The following is a 17604-nucleotide window of genomic DNA, read 5'->3' as shown; positions in this document are numbered from 1 at the left end:
CGGGAAAGGCGGCGCGGCGCGGCTTTGGCGCATGCCCGGACGTCTCCGCTGCGCGCTGCTGCGCGGCGCCCGCGTCGGACGGTGACGTCTGCCCGCTCACGCGGCGAACACCTCGGCCACCGCCCGCGCGACCCGGGCGGTCGAGCCGGCCTCGTCCAGCGGGTTGCGGCGCAGGCGATGGCGGAGCGCCGCGGGGGCGACGCGGGCGAGGTGGGCGTCGCCGACCGTCGCCGCGCCGTCGAGGGCGGCGAGCGCGCGGGCGGCGCGCATCAGGGTCAGCTCGCCGCGCAACCCGTCCGTGCCGAGGGCGAGGCAGAGCCGGGCGGCCTGTTCCAAGGCGGCGTCCGGCACCGCGACCGCGCCGAGCCGGGCGCGCGCCGCCAGGATCGTCTCACGGGTCGCCCGCTCGGCGGCGGCGTGCGCGGCGTGGAAGCCCGCCGGATCCCGCTCGAAGGCGTCGCGGGCGCGCACCACCGCGACCCGGGTCGGGATGTCGGCCGGCGTCGCCACCTCGCAGGCCAGCCCGAACCGGTCGAGGAGCTGCGGGCGCAGCTCCCCCTCCTCCGGGTTGCCGGAGCCGACGAGCACGAAGCGGGCCGGGTGGCGCAGCGACAGCCCCTCGCGCTCCACCGTGTTGATCCCTGAGGCCGCCACGTCGAGCAGGAGGTCCACGATGTGGTCCTCCAAGAGGTTCACCTCGTCGATGTAGAGGAAGCCGCGGTTGGCCCGGGCGAGCAGCCCCGGCTCGAAGGCCCGCTCGCCGCGGGTGAGCGCCCGCTCCAGGTCGAGCGCGCCGACGACCCGGTCCTCGGTGGCGCCGAGCGGCAGGTCCACGACCGGCACGGCCCGCGTCTCCGCCCGGCGCGGGGCCCCGCCTGCGCAGTGCGGGCAGGCGGCGGCGGGCGCCTCCGGGTCGCAGGCGTAGGGGCAGCCGGCCACCGCCCGCATCGGCGGCAGCAGGGCGGCGAGCGCCCGGATCGCCGTGGACTTGCCGGTGCCGCGGTCGCCCAGCACCAGCACGCCGCCGATCAGCGGATCGACCGCCGCGATCAGCAGCGCCTCGCGCATCGCGTCCTGGCCGACGATGGCCGAGAAGGGGAAGACGGGTGCCGGCGGCGGGGCGGACGCGACGGGTGTGGGCTCGAAGACGGTATCCGGCTCGCCGTCCCGGTGCCGTGCGGTCACGCTGTCCATGGGCGTCGCTCCTGGTTCACCGACGCAACTCTCCCTCCCCCCTCTGCGGGGGAGGGTGGGCCGGCCGTAAGGCCGGGTCGATCGGGACGAAGTCCCGCAGAGAGGGGAGCAACGGTTCAGGCACGAGCGCGGCATCGATGCCGAGCACCTTCCTGAGGCGGCGTCTCCTCTCCCGCCTCGCATCCGCGAGGCACCCTCCCCCGCAGAGGGGGGAGGGTTTCACGCCCTCACTCCGCCGCGCGCCGCTCCACGCCCATCCGCGCCCAGACGATCGACAAAGCCGCCACGAGGTGCGCGATGTCGGCATCCGTGTGCAGCGGCGAGGGCGTGATGCGCAGGCGCTCGGTGCCGCGCGCCACCGTCGGGTAGTTGATCGGCTGCACGTAGATCCGGAACTCGTCCAGCAGCGTGTCGGAGATCGCCTTGCAGAGCACGGGGTCGCCGACCATCACCGGCACGATGTGGCTGTCGTTGGGCAGGACCGGGATCCCGGCGCGGCTGAGCGCGGCCCGGGTGCGGGCGACCCGGTCCTGGTGGCGCGCCCGCTCGGCCCCGCTCGCCTTGAGGTGGCGGATGCTCGCCGCCGCCCCCGCCGCGACCGCCGGGGGCAGCGAGGTGGTGAAGATGAAGCCCGAGGCGAAGCTGCGCACGAAGTCGCAGAGCCGGGCCGAGCCCGTGATGTAGCCGCCGTGCACGCCGAAGGCCTTGCCGAGCGTCCCCTCGATCACGTCGAGGCGGTCGGCGAGGCCGTCGCGCTCCGAGATGCCGCCGCCCCGCGCTCCGTAGAGGCCGACCGCGTGCACCTCGTCGAGGTAGGTGAGCGCCCCGTGGGCTTGGGCCACGTCGCAGATCTCCGCGATCGGCGCGATGTCGCCGTCCATCGAGTAGACCGACTCGAAGGCCACGATCTTCGGCCGGGCCGGATCGACGAGGCGGAGCTTGGCGTCGAGGTCGGCCGGGTCGTTGTGGCGGAAGATGTGGCGCTCCGCGCGGCTCGCCCGGATGCCCTCGATCATCGAGGCGTGGTTCTCCGAATCCGAGAACACCGCGCAGTGCGGCAGACGCGCCGCCAGCGTGCCGAGCGCCGCCCAGTTCGAGACGTAGCCCGAGGTGAAGAGGAGCGCCGCCTCCTTGCCGTGGAGATCCGCGAGTTCGGCCTCCAGGAGCACGTGCTCGTGGTTGGTGCCCGAGATGTTGCGGGTGCCCCCGGCGCCGGCCCCGCAGCGGTCGATCGCCGCGTGCATCGCGGCGAGCACGCCCGCGTGCTGGCCCATGCCGAGATAGTCGTTCGAGCACCAGACCGTGACGGGCCGCGTGCCCCCCTCGTGATGGTGGGTCGCCCGCGGGAAGGCGCCGGCCCGGCGCTCCAGTTCGGTGAAGACCCGGTAGCGGCCCTCGCCGCGCAGGCCCGCGATCTCGGCGCCGAAGAAGGCTTCGTAGTCCATCGGCCGGCTCTCCCCTGTGGGTCGTTTCGTTGGCTGTCTCGTCGGTGCCCGCATCGCGCTCACGCCCCCTCCCCGGCCGGTCCGGCCTCGGTGGGCTTGTCCGCCTCCGGCAGGCTCCAGCGCCAGAGCGCGGCGGCCGGGAGCGGCAGCATCAGGAACCAGTGCTCCAGCACCGCGAGCGCGGTCAGCGTGGCCACCAGCGCCAGCCCCGTGCGCTCCGGCGCGGTCCCGGCCCCGAGCGCGGCCGCCCCGAGGAGCACGGCGGCCGCGGTGCCGAGGCTGACCGAGAGCGGGAACAGCCCGTTCATCGCGCGCTGGCGCAGGTAGCCCGCGAGGTAGCCGAGATGGGCGGGCAGGAACTCGAGCTGGAGGTTGCGCACCCCCAGGAACAGGTTGAGCCGGGCCGAGGCGTTCATCAGCACCAGCACGGCGTAGGTCCAGAGGCCCACCCGGTTCGGCGCGCCCCAGACCAGGCAGAGGATGGCCAAGCCACCGGCCAGGATCGCGAATTCGTGCCAGAGGCTGGTGGCGAGCGCGGAGAGGAACCGGTCGAGCCCCCGGGCGGACGGCGCGCAGGCCACGGGCCGCGGGCCGGAGACGAAGCCCATGTAGTAGGCCATCTCCTGCCAGCCCCAGACCGCGAGCGCGCCCAGGAACCCCGCATAGGCCCCCGCCTCCCCGGTGTCGTCCGCGCTCCGTCCGATCGTCCAGAGGGCGCCCGCCAGCACCAGCGAGGCGCCCCCGAGGCTCCAGGCGTGGGTGCGCCGGGGCAGGTGCTGCAGCGCCAGGATCAGCCCGGTGGAGAACCACCAGGCGACCAGCGCGAGGACGACCGGGAGGGCGAGCGCCGGCATGCGGACGACGCCCCCTACCAGACCGGCTCGAGGCGGATGTCGGCGGGCATCGCGTTCTCGCGCACCGGCAGCGCGTAGAGCCGCCCGAAGGTGAGCGCCGCGCGCGCCGCGTGCCAGCCCTGGGCGAGCCGGCCCGTCAGGCCGCCGCGGGCGCGGGCCGCGTCGATGCCGCGCGCGCAGGCGAGCAGCCGGTCGAGCCCCGCCCGGAAGCGCGGGTCGTCGAGGTCGAGGAGCACCGGGAAGGTCTGGCGCGCGATCTCCTGGGTGATGCGGAAGACCCGGAAATCGTAGTCGGTCGGGTCGATGCCGAGTGCGGCGTGGAAGGCCGGGCGGTGGTGGTCGCGCACGTACATCGTCGCGAACACCGCCAGCAGGAAGAAGCGGATCCAGTAGCGGTTGCGCCCGCTCGTCAGTTTCGGGTTGGCCCGCATCAGGAGCGCGAAGGCCTCGCCGTGGCGGAACTCGTCGTTGCACCAGAGTTCGAACCACTTGAAGATCGGGTGGATGCGCCGGTCCGGGTGCCGCTCGAGGTGGCGGAAGATGGTGATGTAGCGCGCGTAGCCGATCTTCTCGGACAGGTACGTCGCGTAGAAGATGAACTTCGGCCGGAAGAAGGTGTACTTCTTCGTCTTCGTGAGGAAGCCGAGGTCCACGCCGATGCCGAAATCCTTCAGCGTGTCGTTGATGAAGCCGGCATGCCTGGCCTCGTCCCGGCTCATGAAGCCGAACAGCTCGCGGATGTCCTTGTTCTTGGCCCGCTTCCTCATCTCCGCATAGAGCACGCAGCCCGAGAACTCGGCGGTGATCGAGGAGACCAGGAAGTCCAGGAACTCCTTCCGGAGTTCCGGATCCATCTGCGAGAGGTCGCAGTCGAATTCTTCGTTCCGGATGAAGTGGCGCTTGTTCGGGTCGGAGCGGAGTTCGGCGATCAGCACGTCCCACTGGGCGCGCACCGGCTCGACGTCGGTGCGGTCGAGTTCCTCGAAATCGGTGGTGTAGAAGCGCGGGGACAGGAACGTCGTCTCCTGCGCGGCGCGGGTGGACTCGTTCATCGGCAGCTTCGGCGCGATCTGGCCTTGGGCGGGGTGGACGTGCGCGTTCACAGGCTCCTCCTCTCGGAAAAGCTCACCTCGTAGAGCTCGGTCAGCTCGAGATGGGCGATCAGCTTGGTCCAGGCGCGCTCGAGCTTCGAGGCGCGGGTGACGGTGGCGTGGCGGCGCACGACCAGGCGCTCGCCGTACGGCACCGAGACGGGGGAATCGTGCACGATCACCGCGTCGCCGGGCTCGATCTCGAAGCCGGCCTCCAGGGTGACGTGGGCGTGCAGGCTCTCGGGGGTCTGCTCGATCTCGACGGTGCAGGGCACCTCGACCGCGGTTCGGGTGAGCCAGCTCATGGGTGCGCCTCCCGGTGGGCATCTCGCCGTTGGGCATCTTGCCGTTGGGCATCTTGCCGTTGGGCATCTTGGAGGATCCGCCCGAAGGCGGCGGCGTTGGTCGGCCCGAAGGCCTGCAGCGCCACGTGCCGGCCGGTGGCGGCGTCATCGAGCGCGAGCCGCCCGTCGGCGTGTCGCACGAGGCGGAAGGGCTCGTCCGGCCCCAGCCCCTCGCGCTGGCGGGCCTGGGCGAGGCCGCGCAGGGTGCCGCGGACGAAGCCGTCCTCGCCGGGGCGGATGGTCGCCACGACGCGCAGGCTCTCGGCCTCGCGCAGCGCGATCGAGCCGTCGTCCCGGTCCTCGGCCCGGAAGGCGAGCGCGGCGGCGGGCGGGGCCCCGATCCCGGGCGGGGCCTCGACCTCCGGCAGGGCCGCCACGGACGGTCCCCGGCCGGCGAGCACGGCGAGCAGCGTGAAGGCCAGGAGGCCACCGGCCCCGAGGAGCACGGGGCCGGGGCCGGAGCCGAGGATCTCGGAATGCACGGGCGCGCGCATCGGCCTACTCCGCGGCGACGAGGCGGCCGGGCGCGGCCCGGCCGGGCCGGGCCACGATCACCGGCAGGTCGGCCACGATGCCGGGCGCCGCCGCGCGGACCTCGGCGTCCCGCGCTTCCGCCAGCGCGCGTCCCAGGATCGCGGCGGCCTCGGTCGCGCCCGGCACGCTGCGCAGCATCGGCTCGGGCCGGGTGATCCGCCAGGGCCGGGCGTGCGGCCAGAGCTGCAGGTAGGCGATGCGGGCGGCGGGCTTCAGCCGCAGGGGCACGTCCCCGCTGCCGTCCCCGAACAGGCGCAGCTCCGCGCTCTCCACCTGCCCGAACGGAAGATTGTAGGTGACGGGCAGCGCGATGCCGATCTGGAGCACGAGGCGCCGGTTCGTCACCGTGTAGAGCGTGGTGCGGTGGGCAGCAAAGGCGAGGACGCCGAGAAGCGCCAGCGCCAGCCCCAGCACCCCGGCGAGCGCGGCGGCCGTGCCCGCCGGGTTCTGGGCCACCGCGACGACGCCGATCCCGCAGACCGCGAACCAGAGCCCGGCGAGGGGCGCGTGGAAGACGCGCAGCCAGAGGCCGCGGGTGGAGGGCGCGCCCTGCCAGAGGATGCGCTCCCCCGTGGGCAGCGGCCCCGGCAGGCCCCGTTGCGTGCCCTCGGGCAGGAAGTCGCAATGCGCGCTCACAGCAGCGGCTCCGCGCGGGCGGGGGTGGCGTAGAGGGTGCCGGCCCCGAAATAGGCCATGATCCGCTCCTCCTCCCGGAGCGTCACCGAATCCGGGTCCTTCGTCGTCGGGATGTCGGCGAACTGCTCCCCCAGCAGCGCCTCGGTGGTGACGTTGCGGCCGAAGAGCGGGCCGCGGCAGAAGGTGACCGGCATCAGCCGCCGGCCGCCGCCGGGCAGCTCCACCTCGTAGTAGCGCACGAAGGACTCGCCCCGATCGACCCAGAGATCGACCACGACGCCCGCGAGCTTACGGTCGGCACCCACCACCGTGAGGCCGATCGGGTTCGGGCCGTCCTCGTGCACCACGAAGTGGTCGGCGACCCGCAGCGGTACGATGCGGTATTCCCCGTCCCAGGTGCGGTCGTGCTCGTCGTTGCGGGGCGCGTAGGAGCCGGGTCCGACGCCGGCCCGGAGCGAGGCGTCGGTGCGCTCGTAGGGCGCGCCCGGCCAGGGCTCGACCTTGCGGCTCGGCACCTCTGTCTCGATCGCGACGCCGGTCTGCGGCGCCCACATCGTGTGGCCGCTCGTGAGCCGGAACGCCTTCGGGGTCGGGATCAGGATCGGGTCCGGCCTCTTCAGGCGCCCGACCGCCTCGTTCTCGAGGGGATAGCCCTCGCGCCGGTCCTCGCGGCGCAGGTAGAACACCAGCCCCGCGAAGAAGAGCCAGAAGGCGTAGAGCACCACCTGGGCGACGTCGAGATAGCTGGTCAGTCCCCCGATCGGGACGGCGTTCGGCAGAGCGGTCGGCATGGTGGCGTCCTCCCCTCTTCAGGCGGGTCTCTCGGTGAGGCGGGTGCGGTCGCGGCCCGTGACCGGGCCGGGAACGGGGCGTGCGGCCTGGCTGCGGACCAGGGGGCCGAGGGCGACGAGGGCGCCGAAGAGCAGCGCGATCTCGATGTGGTAGACGATGAGGTAGCCGCTCGCGGGCCCCTCCAGCCCCGCGCCGAGCGCACCCGAACGGGCGAGCGCCCCGCCGGCGTCGCGCAGGAGGCCGCCGGCCGCGATGGCGATGCCGGCCGCGCTCGCCTGGGCGGCGCCCCAGGCGCCGAGCGCGAGGCCGGTCTCCTCGGGGCCGGCGGCGTTCATCGCGGCGGTCAGCGTGCCGTGGGCGAACAGCCCGCCGCCGAGCCCGATCAGCGCCACGCCGGTGCCGAAGAGCCGGGCGGATTCGAGCGGGCTCGCGAAGGTGACGGCCGAGAAGGCCAGGATGCCGACCCCGCAGCCGGCCGCCGCCACGCGGAACGGGTCGCCCCCGCGGGCGAGCCAGCGCGCGGCGAGCCAGAGCCCGAGGCCGCCGCCCGCCGCCAGGATCGCGGTGAGCGCCGTGGTGGCGGCGACGGAGAGGCGCAGGATCTCCCCGCCATAGGGTTCGAGCAGCACGTCCTGCATCGAGAACCCGGCCGTGCCGAGCCCGATCGCCACGAGCCGCCGCCGCGCCCGGCCGGTCCCTGCGTAGCCGCGCCAGGAGTCGGAGAAGGCCGGGCGAGCGGTTGCGCGGGTGCGGGCGGGGGCGCGCGGCTCCTGCTTCCAGAGGGCGATGCCGTTGAGCAGCATCGTGAGCAGCGCCGCGCCCTGGATCACCTGGATCAGCCGCACGGGGGAGAAGTTCGCGAGCACGAGCCCGAACAGCACGGCGCTCGCCATCATGCCGGCGACGAGCGCGGCGCAGAGCAGCGCCACCACCCGCGGGCGGGCCTGGGCCGGGGCGAGATCGGTGGCGAGCGCGAGGCCCGCGGTCTGGACGGTGTGAAGGCCTGCGCCGACGAACAGGAAGGCGAGCGCTGCCGCCGCGTCCCCGACCCAGAGCGGGCCGGTGGTGTCGCCCGACAGGATCAGCAGGGCGAAGGGCATGATGGCGAGGCCGCCGAACTGCAGCAGCGTGCCGAACCAGATGTAGGGCACCCGCCGCCAGCCCAGCACCGAGCGGTGCGTGTCCGAGCGGAAGCCGACGAGCGCCCGCAAGGGCGCGAAGACGAGGGGCAGCGCCAGCATCACGGCCACGACCGAGGCCTGGACCCGCAGCTCGACGATCATCACCCGGTTGAGCGTGCCGATGAGGAGCACCGCCGCCATGCCGACCGTGACCTGGAACAGCGCGAGCCGCAGGAGGCGGCCGAGCGGCAGCTCGGGCGTCGCCGCGTCCGCGAAGGGCAGGATCGCGGGGGTGAGGCGCATCAGGGCGCGGGTGAGGGTTTGGGTTGGGGCGGTCATCGCCCTTCCCCTTCCGTGAGGGGCCGGGACGACAATTCATTGGACGACAAACCGGCGTCCGGTGTGGGGCGTGAACCGGAACGCGCCCCCTCTCCCGTGCGGGAGAGGGTTGGGGTGAGGGACGAGAACTCTACGGAAGGGACGCAGCGCCGCCGCGGAACCGCAGTGGCTTCTCCGGATGGCTCCGGGCCCCTCACCCTGTCCCTCTCCCGCACGGGAGAGGGGACCCGCGCCTCATTCTGCGGCGTCGCTGCCCTGTCCTCGTCGCCCTGCCCCGAGTGCCCGGCTTCGACGTGCGCCCCCGCAGAGAAGGAAGAGAGAGCGCGCGTCAGGGCGATCGCGTTGGAGAGGTAGAAGCCGCTGTCGATCCGGCGCGTGCGCGCCACCGCGAAGTCCGCCAGCGCCGGCTCGCCCGCGATGCGCCGCCGCAGCGCCGCTTCCGTGATCGGCACGATGGCGGGCGCCCGGTCGCCCTTCGGGAACAGCTTGCCGGCCGCGTGCATCAGCGTGAGGAGCGCGGTGCGGGGCGCCACCGTGACGAGCAGCGAGCCCGCGGTGCGCGGTGCCAGCGCGGCCAGCGCCCGCACGATGTCGGCGGCGCGGTAGTGGATCAGCGAATCCATCGCCACGACGTGGTCGAAGCGCCCGAGCGCGGGATCGAGCATGTCGCCGACCCGGAACTCGACGCGTCCGGGCCCGGCGATCTCCGGCAGGCGCTCGCGGGCGAGGCCGACCAGCGTCGGCGAGACGTCGATTGCCACCACCGCGGCGCCGCGGCGCGCGGCCTCGACCGCGAGCGCGCCGGTGCCGCAGCCGGCATCGAGCAGCCGCGCGCCGGTGAGATCCTCCGGCAGCCAGGCCAGCAGGTTCGCCCGCATGGCGTCGCGGCCGGCCCGCACCGTGGCGCGGATCCGGCTCACCGGCGCGTCCGAGGTCAGCCGGGCCCAGGCGTCGGCCGCGGTGCGGTCGAAATAGGTGGTCAGCTCGCCCCGGCGGGCGTCGTAGGTGGTGGGGCCGCCCATCAGTCGAACCCCAGGAACTCGAAGAGGTCGCGGTCCTTCATCGGCGTGGCCGCGCAGGGCTCCACCCCGGACCAGAGCGATTCGGCGAGCCGCATGTACTCGTCGGTCACGGCGCGCAGCTCCGGCGTCTCCTCCATCTCGAACAACGTCGCCTTCTTCAGGCGCGAGCGCCGCACCACGTCGAGATCGGGGAAGTGCGCCAGCCGCCGCAGGCCGGTGGCCGCGTTGAAGCGGTCGATCTCGTTGGTGGCCGCCGAGCGGTTGGCGATGACGCCGCCGATCCGCACGCCGTAGTTCTTCGCCTTGGCCTGGATCGCCGCGACGATCCGGTTCATCGCGAAGATCGAGTCGAAGTCGTTGGCCGTGACGATCAGCCCCCGGTCGGCGTGCTGGAGCGGCGAGGCGAAGCCGCCGCAGACCACGTCGCCCAGCACGTCGAAGACCACGACGTCGGTGTCTTCCAAGAGGTGATGCTCCTTCAGGAGCTTCACGGTCTGGCCGACCACGTAGCCGCCGCAGCCGGTGCCGGCGGGCGGCCCGCCCGCCTCGACGCAGAGTACGCCGTTGTAGCCCGGCACCACGAAGTCCTCGGGGCGTAGCTCCTCGGAGTGGAAGTTCACCGCCTCCAGGGCGTCGATCACGGTCGGGGCGAGGCGCTTCGTTAGCGTGAAGGTCGAGTCGTGCTTCGGGTCGCAGCCGATCTGGAGCACCCGCTTGCCGAGCTTGGAGAAGGCCACCGAGAGGTTCGAGGAGGTGGTGGACTTGCCGATGCCGCCCTTGCCGTAGACGGCGAAGACCTTGGCGCCCTCGATCCTGAGGTTCGGGTCGAGCGCCACCTGGACGCTGCCCTCCTCCCGCCGGGGGACGGGGTTGCGGATCGCGATGTTCATGCGGCGACTCCCGGCGTGGCGTTCACGAAGACCCCTTCCAGCCGATCCTCCAGCTCCTCCTCGGCGCGCGCCAGCGCGTCGCGGGTGGCCGGGTCCGGCGTCCAGAAGCCGCGGCGATGCGCCTCGATCAGGCGGCTCGCGACTTTTGCCGAGGCGGTGGGGTTGAGTTCGGAGAGGCGGGCGCGCATCGCGTCGTCGAGCACGAAGGTCTCGGTGATGCGCTGGTAGATCCAGGGCTGGACCGCGCCCGCGGTGGCCGACCAGCCGACCGTGTTGGTCAAGGTCGCCTCGATCTGGCGCACGCCCTCGTAGCCGTGGCCGAGCAGACCCTCGTACCATTTCGGGTTGAGCATGCGGGTGCGCGTCTCCAGGGCCACCTGCTCGGGCAGCGAGCGCACCCGGCCCTCCCCGCGGGTCTGGTCGCTGATGTAGATCGGGACGGCCTCGCCCTTGGCCCGCGCCACCGCCCGGCCGACGCCGCCGAGCCCGTCGAAATAGTGGTCGACGGAGGTCACCCCGAGCTCGACCGAGTCGAGGTTCTGGTAGGCGAGATCGACGCGCGCCAGCACCGCCTGCATCAGGGCGCGCTGCGGCGCCGGCTTGCCCGAGCGGTTGTACGCGAAGGACTTGCGGCGCGAGAACGCCTCGGTCAGCTCGGCCTCGTCGTCCCAGCGGCCGGACTCGACCAGCTGGTTGACGTTGGCGCCGTAGGCCCCTTCCGCGTTCGAGAAGACCCGGAGCGCCGCCGTCTCGAGGTCGCAGCCCTGCTCGGCCTGGATCGCCAGCGCGTGCTTGCGCACGAAGTTCTTTTCGACGGGCTCGTCGGCAGTTGCCGCGAGCCAGCTTGCTTCCGCCAGCAGCTTCGTCTGCAGGGGCAGGAGGTCGCGAAAAATCCCGGAGAGCGTGACCACCGCGTCGATGCGCGGGCGGCCCAGTGTCTCCAGCGGGATCAGCGTCGCGCCGGCGAGCCGCCCGTAGCCGTCGAAGCGGGGCGCCGCGCCGACGAGCGCCAGCGCCTGCGCGATCGGACCGCCCTCGCTCTTCAGGTTGTCGGTGCCCCAGAGCACCAGCGCGACGCTCTCGGGGTAGGGCTGCCCGTCCGCCCGGTGGCGGGCGAGCACGCGGGCGACCTGGGCGGCCCCGTCGGCCACCGCGAAGGCGGAGGGCAGGCGGTAGGGATCGAAGCCGTGGAGGTTGCGGCCCGTCGGCAGGATCGCCGGGTTGCGCAGGAGGTCGCCGCCCGGGACGGGGGCGACGAAGCGGCCGTCCAGCGCGCGCAGCAGCCCGGTCATCTCCTCGGAGGTCGCGAGCTGCCGGTTCAGCGCGGCGAGATCCGCGAAGGCGGCGCGCAGGGTCTCGCTCGGGGGCAGGCCGGCGCGGGCGAGCACGGCCTCCGCCCCCTCCCCGGCGGCGAGCGCGGCGAGCGCGGCGCGGTCGGGCTTGAGGCCGTGCGAGGCCTCGGCCAGCGCGGCGAGCAGGTCGGTGCGCTCAGGTTCCGAAAGACCCTCGCCCAGCACGTGCAGGCCGTGCGGGATCAGGGTCTGTTCCAGCTCGTCGAGCGCGACGCGGAGCGCCTCGACGGGGGCCGGGTCGCCGGTCCAGGCGGGCTCAGGCACGACGAGGTCGAGGGCCGCGCCCTGGGCCTGGATCACCCCGGCGAGCGCCGCCCGCTCGTGGGCGGATTCCGGCGGCAGGGCGCGCCAGCGCTCCAGCCCGGCGCGCAGGTCCACGAGGCCGCGGTAGAGCCCGGCCGCCGCGAGGCTCGGCGTCAGGTAGCTCACCAGGGTCGCTGCCGAGCGGCGCTTGGCCAGCGTCCCCTCCGAGGGGTTGTTGGCGGCGTAGAGGTAGACGTTGGGCGTCGCGCCGATCAGCCGCTCGGGCCAGCAGGCGGCGGACAGCCCGGTCTGCTTGCCGGGCATGAATTCGAGCGCCCCGTGCGTGCCGAAATGCAGGAGCGCGTCGGCGCAAAAGTCCTCGCGCAGCCAGCGGTAGAAGGCCGAGAAAGCGTGGGTCGGCGAAAAACCCTGCTCGAACAGGAGCCGCATCGGGTCGCCCTCGTAGCCGAAGGCCGGCTGCACCCCGACGAAGACGTTGCCGAACTGCGCCCCGAGCACCAGGATCGCGCGGCCGTCGCTCTGGTGGCGGCCGGGCGCCGGGCCCCACTGCGCCTCGATCTCGGTGAGGTGCGGCTCGCGGGCGACGTGGTCGTCGGCCGCGATGCGGGCGTGGACGTTGGCCGGCGTGCCGTAGCGCTCCGCGTTCCCGCCGAGGATTTTTTGGCGCAGCGCGTCGGCGCTCTCGGGCACCACCACGTCGTAGCCGTCGGCCTTGAGAGCTTTCAGCGTGTTGAGGAGCGAGGCGTAGACCGAGAGGAAGGCGGCCGAGCCGGTGGCGCCCGAATTCGGCGGGAAGTTGAACAGCACGACCCCGAGCCGGCGCTCCGCCTTCGGGGTGCGCCGCAGGGCGACGAGCCGCGCGACCCGCTCGGCGAGACGGGCGGCGCGCTCCGGGTGCACCCGCATGTCGCGGGCGTTGTCGGCACCCGACGCCGAGGAGCGGCCGCCGAACACCATCGGCGCGGTGGCGCCGTCGAGTTCGGGGATCGCCACCATCATGGTGGCCTCGACCGGCGAGAGGCCGCGCGCCCCGGCCTCCCACTGCTCGATCGTCTGGAACTCCAGCGCCTGGGCGGCGAGGTAGGGCACGTCGAGGCGGGCGAGCGCGGCTTCCGCCGCCGCCGCGTCGTTGTAGGCCGGGCCGCCGACCAGCGAGAACCCGGTGAGCGAGACCAGCGCGTCGATCGAGGCGGCCCCGTTCCGCGTGAAGAAGGCCTCCACCGCCGGGCGGTTGTCGAGGCCCGCCGCGAAGGCCGGCACCACGTCGAGGCCGCGCGCTTCGAGCGCCGCGATTACCCCGTCGTAATGGGCGGTGTTGCCGGCCAGCACGTAGGAGCGCATCAGCAGGAGGCCGACCCGGCCGCGCGCACCGGCCTGCCGCGGCAGCGCGGCCGGATCCTCGGTGATCCGCTGCGCCAGCGCCGGGTGGTAGAGCCCGGTCTCGGGGTAGTCGCGCGGCGCGGGCGCCGGGGCGAGCGCCCGCCACGCCGCCCGTGGCCCGGAGGCGTAGCGCTGCACCAGGAGGCGCACGAGGGCGGCGACGTTCGCCTCGGAGCCGGCGAGCCAGTATTGCAGGGTGAGGAAATAGGCCCGCACGTCCTGGGCCGAGCCCGGGATGAAGCGCAGGATCTTCGGCAGCTTGCGCACCAGCGCCATCTGGCGGGCGGCGTTGCCCTCCGCACCGGCTTTGCCGGCGCCCGGCTTGCCGCGCAGGCGCTTCAGGAAATCCAGCGCGCTTCGCTTGGTGCCGCTCATGTCGAAGCGGTTGAGCTTCGTCGTGCGCACGATCTCGGCGGCCGAGAGGCAGCCCACCATCGCGTCGCAGGCCGCGCGGCGGGCCGTGAGGGCCGGCAGGATCGCCCGGACGTGCTCGTCGAGGAACAGCATCGCGCAGAGCACGATGTCGGCGGCCGCGATGTCGGCCTCGGCGCGCGCGATTCCGGCCGGGTCGGTCTCCCACTCGGCCGCCGCGTGGAAGGCCAGCTCCAGCCCCGGCAGCTCGGCCCTGAGGCGCAGGCGCGCCCGCTCGACCGCGCTCGCGAGATGGTTGTCGAGGGTTACGATCACGACGCGGATGCCCGGCCGCCGGCCGGCATCCGCCGCGCTATCGGCTGAAATGGGCCTTGGCATCGTACAGGGTCTCGACGGTGATGAGCGGGATCGCCCGCTCCCGGGCGAAGGTTTCCGTGTTGGTCCGCGCCCGGCCGCGGACGAAGAAGGGGATCTTTTTCAGTTCGCGCTCGGCGTCGGGAGCCCAGGAGGACACGCGCGTTGCGCTTCCTCCCCCCTCTGCGGGGGAGGCGAGGACGGTCTCCGCCTGAGGGGCCGAACCGGAACGCGCCCCCTCTCCCGTGCGGGAGAGGGTTGGGGTGAGGGATGAGAACTCTACGGACGAGGCGCACGGCTGCCGCGGAACCACCGAGATCTCTCCGGATGGCTCCGGGTCCCTCACCCGGCTTTCTGCGAAAGCAGACCTCTCCCGCACGGGAGAGGGGACCCGCGACTCTTCCTGGTGTCGGACGGCGTGCCCGGCGCCCAGATGCGACGCCGCCGCGTCGGCGTGGAACTCGCGGTCCTCGCGGAACAGCCCGAGCAGGTGCTCCTCCAGCCCCATCATCAGCGGGTGGACCAGGGTGTCGAACAGGACGTTGGCGCCCTCGAAGCCCATCAGCGGCGCGTGCCGGGCCGGGTAGTCCTGCACGTGGGCGGGCGCCGAGATCACCGCGCAGGGGATGCCCAGCCGCTTGGCGACGTGGCGCTCCATCTGGGTGCCGAGCACGAGGTCGGGCGCCGCCGCCTGGATCGCCGCCTCGACGTCGAGGTAGTCGTCGGCGACGAGCGCCTCGATGCCGTGGAGGGCGGCCGCGGCCCGCACCTCGCGGGAGAACCCGCGCTCGTAGGTGCCGAGCCCGACGACCCGGAAGCCGATCTCCCGGGCGGCGACGCGGGCGAGCGCCACCGCGTGGGCGGCGTCGCCGAAGACGAAGACGCGCTTGTCGGTGAGGTAGGTCGAATCGACCGAGCGGGCGTACCAGGGCGACCGGGACTCCGGCGCGTCGAGCGCCGGGGCCGGATCGACATCCGCCAGCGCGGCCACCGCCGCGATGAAGTCCCGGGTGGCGCCGACGCCGATCGGCGGGATCTCGCAGAAGGGCTGGCCCAGCGCCTTCTCCAGGTACTGCGCCGCCGCCCGCCCGATCTCGGGGTAGAGCACCACGTTGAAGGCGGCGTCGCCCAAGCGCCCGAGGTCGCTGGGGCTCGCGCCCAGCGGCGCCACCACGTTCACACCGATGCCCAGCGTGTCGAGAAGGCGGCGCACCTCGACGAGGTCGTCGCGGTGGCGGAAGCCCAGCGCGGTCGGGCCCAGGATGTTGCAGAGGCGCCGATCCGCGGGTGCCTCGCGCCGCGCCCCCGCGAGCGCCCGCACCAGGCGGTAGAGGGTCTCGGAGGCGCCCCAGTTCTCCTTCTTCTGGTAGGCGGGCAGTTCCAGGCCGATCACCGGCACCGGCAGGCCGAGCGCCCGGGCGAGCCCGCCCGGATCGTCCTGGATCAGCTCCGCCGTGCAGGAGGCGCCGACGATGATCGCCTCCGGCCGGAAGCGCGCGTAGGCGTCCGAGACCGACTGCTTGAACAGGGCGGCGGTGTCGCGCCCGAGATCCTCGGCCCGGAAGGTGGTGTAGGTCACGGGCGGGCGGGCGTCGCGCCGCTCGATCATCGTGAACAGGAGGTCGGCGTAGGTGTCGCCCTGGGGCGCGTGCAGCACGTAGTGCAGGCCGCGCATCGCGGTGGCGACCCGCATCGCGCCGATATGGGGCGGTCCCTCGTAGGTCCAGAGCGTGAGCTGCATCTAGACCTCCAACAGCCCGCGCCGCCTCAAGGGGCGGGCGAAGAGTTCGGCGAGGTCGCCCGCCTGCTCGTAGCCCTGGACGGGGGTGAACAGGAGCTCGATCGACCACTTGGTGGCGAGCCCCTCCGCCTCGAGCGGGTTGGCGAGCCCCAGCCCGCACACCGTGAGGTCGGGCCGGGCCGCACGCGCCCGGTCCATCTGGTCGTCGAGGCTCTGGCCCTCGACCACGCGGGTGCCGGGGGGCAGGCCGGCGATCTCGTGGGCGAGGTGCCCGCGGTGCAGGTAGGGCGTGCCGACCTCGACGATCTCGGCGTCGAGCTCGGCCGCGAGGAAGCGGGCGAGCGGCACTTCGAGCTGGGAATCGGGGAAGAAGAACACGCGCTTGCCGGAGAGCCGCGCCCGGTGGGGGGCGAGCGCGGTCGCGGCCCGGCGCCGGCCCGGCGCGGTCGCGGCCTCGAAGCGGGCGGGATCGACCCCGAAGGCGTCGGCCGCCGCGCGCAGCCAGCCGGTGGTGCCCTCCGCGCCGAGCGGGAACGGGGCCGGCAGGTGGTGCAGGCCGCGCGCTTCGAGCGCCCGGGCGGTGCCCGCGAGGAAGGGCTGGGCCAGCAGGAAGGGCTGGCCGGGCGCGATCGCGGGCATCGTCCCGGCGCTGCGCCCCGGCAGGAAGCGGACCGGGATGCCGAGATCGGCGAAGAGGCGCGCGAACTGGTCCTCGACCACGTCGCCGAGCGCGCCCGCGACCAGCAGGCCGGCCTCGCCCGCCGGCGCCTCCGGCTCCGGAAGCGCCTCGGCCAACTCCGGCACCAGGGCGGCGAGGCAGGCGTCCTCGCCCTCCGTGAAGGTGGTCTCGATCCCCGAGCCCGAGTAGGAGAGCACCCGCACGGGCGCGAGGCGGCGCGAGAGCCGCAAGCTCGCCCGTGAGAGGTCGAGCTTGATCACTTCCGACGGGCAGGAGCCCACGAGGAAGAGGAGCCGGATGTCGGGCCGCCGGGCGACCAGTCGCTCGACCACCCGGTCGAGCTCGTCCTCGGCGTCGGCGAGGCCGGCCAGATCCCGCTCGTCGAGGATCGCGGTGGCGAAGCGGGGCTCGGCGAAGATCATCACGCCGGCCGCCGACTGGATCAGGTGCGCGCAGGTGCGCGAGCCGACCACGAGGAAGAAGGCGTCCTGGATCTTGCGGTGCAGCCAGACGATGCCGGTGAGCCCGCAGAACACCGCGCGCTGGCCGCGCTCGCGCGCGAGATCGATGCCGCAGCTCTCGGGGCGGACGGGCGCGTTCACGGCCGGCCTCCCGCGATCTGGAGCCGCGCCGCGCGCAGCTTCAGCAGGAACTGGCCCGCGTTGACCACGTAGGCGCCGTAGGCCGCGAGCGCGAGGAGCAGCAGCGGTTCGGGGGCGAGCACTCCGCCGACGAGCGCGGCGAGGTAGGCCGTGTGCAGCGCCAGCACCAGCATGCTCACCGCGTCCTCCCAGAAGAAGGCCGGGGCGAACAGGTAGCGCCCGAACACCGCCTTCTCCCAGATCGAGCCGGTGACCATGATGGCGTAGAGTACGCCCGTCTTGACCACGACCGAGAGGTTGGCGGCCCAGAGGCCCTCCCCCGTCGCGAGCGTGCGCAGCACCAGGGCGAGGCTCACCAGGAAGACCGCGAATTGCAGCGGGGCCAACACCCCCTGCACCAGCGTCCAGGGCGTGGCGTCCCGGCGCAGGCGCTCTTCCCGCGTGTAGAGCGGTCTCGTCGGCCGGCCTGGACCCATCGCGTCCACCCCTGTCCGCACCAGGCCTCCGGAAAGGCCCGAACGAGAGGGAGCCTAGGCCCGCGCTTCCGCAAGTGTCAAGTTGGCTTTACGTAATCACATCGTGACAGTGATGCGGCCTA

Annotated in this window: 14 protein-coding genes and 1 pseudogene; all 15 read right to left on the bottom strand. The window is 73.5% G+C overall.

Annotated features, from left to right (window positions below):
• Positions 1-96 precede the first annotated feature (96 nt).
• A complete protein-coding gene (gene bchI / locus MFF56_RS13385; RefSeq protein WP_238230144.1) occupies positions 97-1068 on the bottom strand; it encodes a magnesium chelatase ATPase subunit I in 972 nt (323 codons plus the stop codon).
• Positions 1069-1421: 353 nt separating this feature from the next.
• Complete coding sequence (gene hemA / locus MFF56_RS13380) at positions 1422-2639, bottom strand: 5-aminolevulinate synthase (protein ID WP_066920564.1); 1218 nt, start codon at positions 2637-2639, stop codon at positions 1422-1424.
• Between the two features lie 59 nt (positions 2640-2698).
• Positions 2699-3493: a putative photosynthetic complex assembly protein PuhE gene (puhE, locus tag MFF56_RS13375; protein WP_066920566.1), complete on the bottom strand. Its 795-nt coding sequence runs from the start codon at positions 3491-3493 to the stop codon at positions 2699-2701.
• Between the two features lie 14 nt (positions 3494-3507).
• Positions 3508-4596, bottom strand: a complete 1089-nt coding sequence (acsF, locus tag MFF56_RS13370) for a magnesium-protoporphyrin IX monomethyl ester (oxidative) cyclase (RefSeq protein ID WP_066920568.1) — start codon at positions 4594-4596, stop codon at positions 3508-3510.
• The gene (locus tag MFF56_RS13365; protein WP_066920570.1) at positions 4593-4889 is read right to left on the bottom strand and encodes an O2-dependent cyclase accessory protein; all 297 of its coding nucleotides are present in this window, start codon (positions 4887-4889) and stop codon (positions 4593-4595) included. The genes acsF and MFF56_RS13365 overlap by 4 nt, the downstream gene beginning before the upstream one ends.
• Positions 4886-5422, bottom strand: coding sequence for a photosynthetic complex assembly protein PuhC (gene puhC / locus MFF56_RS13360; protein WP_238230113.1), 537 nt, complete (start codon positions 5420-5422; stop codon positions 4886-4888). The genes MFF56_RS13365 and puhC overlap by 4 nt, the downstream gene beginning before the upstream one ends.
• Before the next feature lie 4 nt (positions 5423-5426).
• The gene (puhB, locus tag MFF56_RS13355; protein WP_066920571.1) at positions 5427-6098 is read right to left on the bottom strand and encodes a photosynthetic complex putative assembly protein PuhB; all 672 of its coding nucleotides are present in this window, start codon (positions 6096-6098) and stop codon (positions 5427-5429) included.
• Positions 6095-6889, bottom strand: coding sequence for a photosynthetic reaction center subunit H (puhA, locus tag MFF56_RS13350; RefSeq protein WP_066920574.1), 795 nt, complete (start codon positions 6887-6889; stop codon positions 6095-6097). The genes puhB and puhA overlap by 4 nt, the downstream gene beginning before the upstream one ends.
• 18 nt (positions 6890-6907) lie before the next feature.
• Entirely contained in the window at positions 6908-8350 is a 1443-nt protein-coding gene (locus MFF56_RS13345) for a BCD family MFS transporter (RefSeq protein WP_066920576.1), read from the bottom strand.
• A 322-nt stretch (positions 8351-8672) separates the two neighbouring features.
• Positions 8673-9372 (bottom strand): annotated as a pseudogene (gene bchM, locus MFF56_RS13340) (magnesium protoporphyrin IX methyltransferase); the annotation flags it as partial.
• A complete protein-coding gene (bchL, locus tag MFF56_RS13335; protein ID WP_066919421.1) occupies positions 9372-10262 on the bottom strand; it encodes a ferredoxin:protochlorophyllide reductase (ATP-dependent) iron-sulfur ATP-binding protein in 891 nt (296 codons plus the stop codon). The pseudogene bchM and the gene bchL, both read right to left, overlap by 1 nt.
• Entirely contained in the window at positions 10259-14008 is a 3750-nt protein-coding gene (locus MFF56_RS13330; protein WP_066919417.1) for a magnesium chelatase subunit H, read from the bottom strand. Before MFF56_RS13330 ends, bchL begins: the two co-directional genes overlap by 4 nt.
• Positions 13983-15725 carry a ferredoxin:protochlorophyllide reductase (ATP-dependent) subunit B gene (gene bchB, locus MFF56_RS13325; protein ID WP_238230112.1) on the bottom strand — a complete coding sequence of 581 codons (1743 nt, stop codon included), beginning with the start codon at positions 15723-15725 and terminating at the stop codon, positions 13983-13985. The genes MFF56_RS13330 and bchB overlap by 26 nt, the downstream gene beginning before the upstream one ends.
• A complete protein-coding gene (locus MFF56_RS13320) occupies positions 15726-17006 on the bottom strand; it encodes a ferredoxin:protochlorophyllide reductase (ATP-dependent) subunit N (RefSeq protein WP_066922064.1) in 1281 nt (426 codons plus the stop codon).
• Positions 17003-17482: a 2-vinyl bacteriochlorophyllide hydratase gene (gene bchF / locus MFF56_RS13315; RefSeq protein ID WP_066922065.1), complete on the bottom strand. Its 480-nt coding sequence runs from the start codon at positions 17480-17482 to the stop codon at positions 17003-17005. The genes MFF56_RS13320 and bchF overlap by 4 nt, the downstream gene beginning before the upstream one ends.
• Positions 17483-17604: the final 122 nt, after the last annotated feature.

The sequence above is a fragment of the Methylobacterium hispanicum genome, assembly GCF_022179285.1.
Classification (GTDB): Bacteria; Pseudomonadota; Alphaproteobacteria; order Rhizobiales; family Beijerinckiaceae; genus Methylobacterium; species Methylobacterium hispanicum.
The sequence above is the reverse complement of the archived record's forward strand: the minus strand, read 5'-3'. Positions and strand labels throughout refer to the sequence as shown.

Excerpts from the sequence above, each read along its gene's own strand:
- puhC (WP_238230113.1), bottom strand. The coding sequence starts at position 5,422 with ATGCGCGCGCCCGTGCATTCCGAGATCCTCGGCTCCGGCCCCGGCCCC.
- MFF56_RS13330 (WP_066919417.1), bottom strand. The coding sequence starts at position 14,008 with ATGCCAAGGCCCATTTCAGCCGATAGCGCGGCGGATGCCGGCCGGCGG.
- bchB (WP_238230112.1), bottom strand. The coding sequence starts at position 15,725 with ATGCAGCTCACGCTCTGGACCTACGAGGGACCGCCCCATATCGGCGCG.
- MFF56_RS13365 (WP_066920570.1), bottom strand. The coding sequence starts at position 4,889 with ATGAGCTGGCTCACCCGAACCGCGGTCGAGGTGCCCTGCACCGTCGAG.
- hemA (WP_066920564.1), bottom strand. The coding sequence starts at position 2,639 with ATGGACTACGAAGCCTTCTTCGGCGCCGAGATCGCGGGCCTGCGCGGC.
- MFF56_RS13345 (WP_066920576.1), bottom strand. The coding sequence starts at position 8,350 with ATGACCGCCCCAACCCAAACCCTCACCCGCGCCCTGATGCGCCTCACC.
- bchF (WP_066922065.1), bottom strand. The coding sequence starts at position 17,482 with ATGGGTCCAGGCCGGCCGACGAGACCGCTCTACACGCGGGAAGAGCGC.
- puhE (WP_066920566.1), bottom strand. The coding sequence starts at position 3,493 with ATGCCGGCGCTCGCCCTCCCGGTCGTCCTCGCGCTGGTCGCCTGGTGG.
- bchI (WP_238230144.1), bottom strand. The coding sequence starts at position 1,068 with ATGCGCGAGGCGCTGCTGATCGCGGCGGTCGATCCGCTGATCGGCGGC.
- bchL (WP_066919421.1), bottom strand. The coding sequence starts at position 10,262 with ATGAACATCGCGATCCGCAACCCCGTCCCCCGGCGGGAGGAGGGCAGC.
- puhA (WP_066920574.1), bottom strand. The coding sequence starts at position 6,889 with ATGCCGACCGCTCTGCCGAACGCCGTCCCGATCGGGGGACTGACCAGC.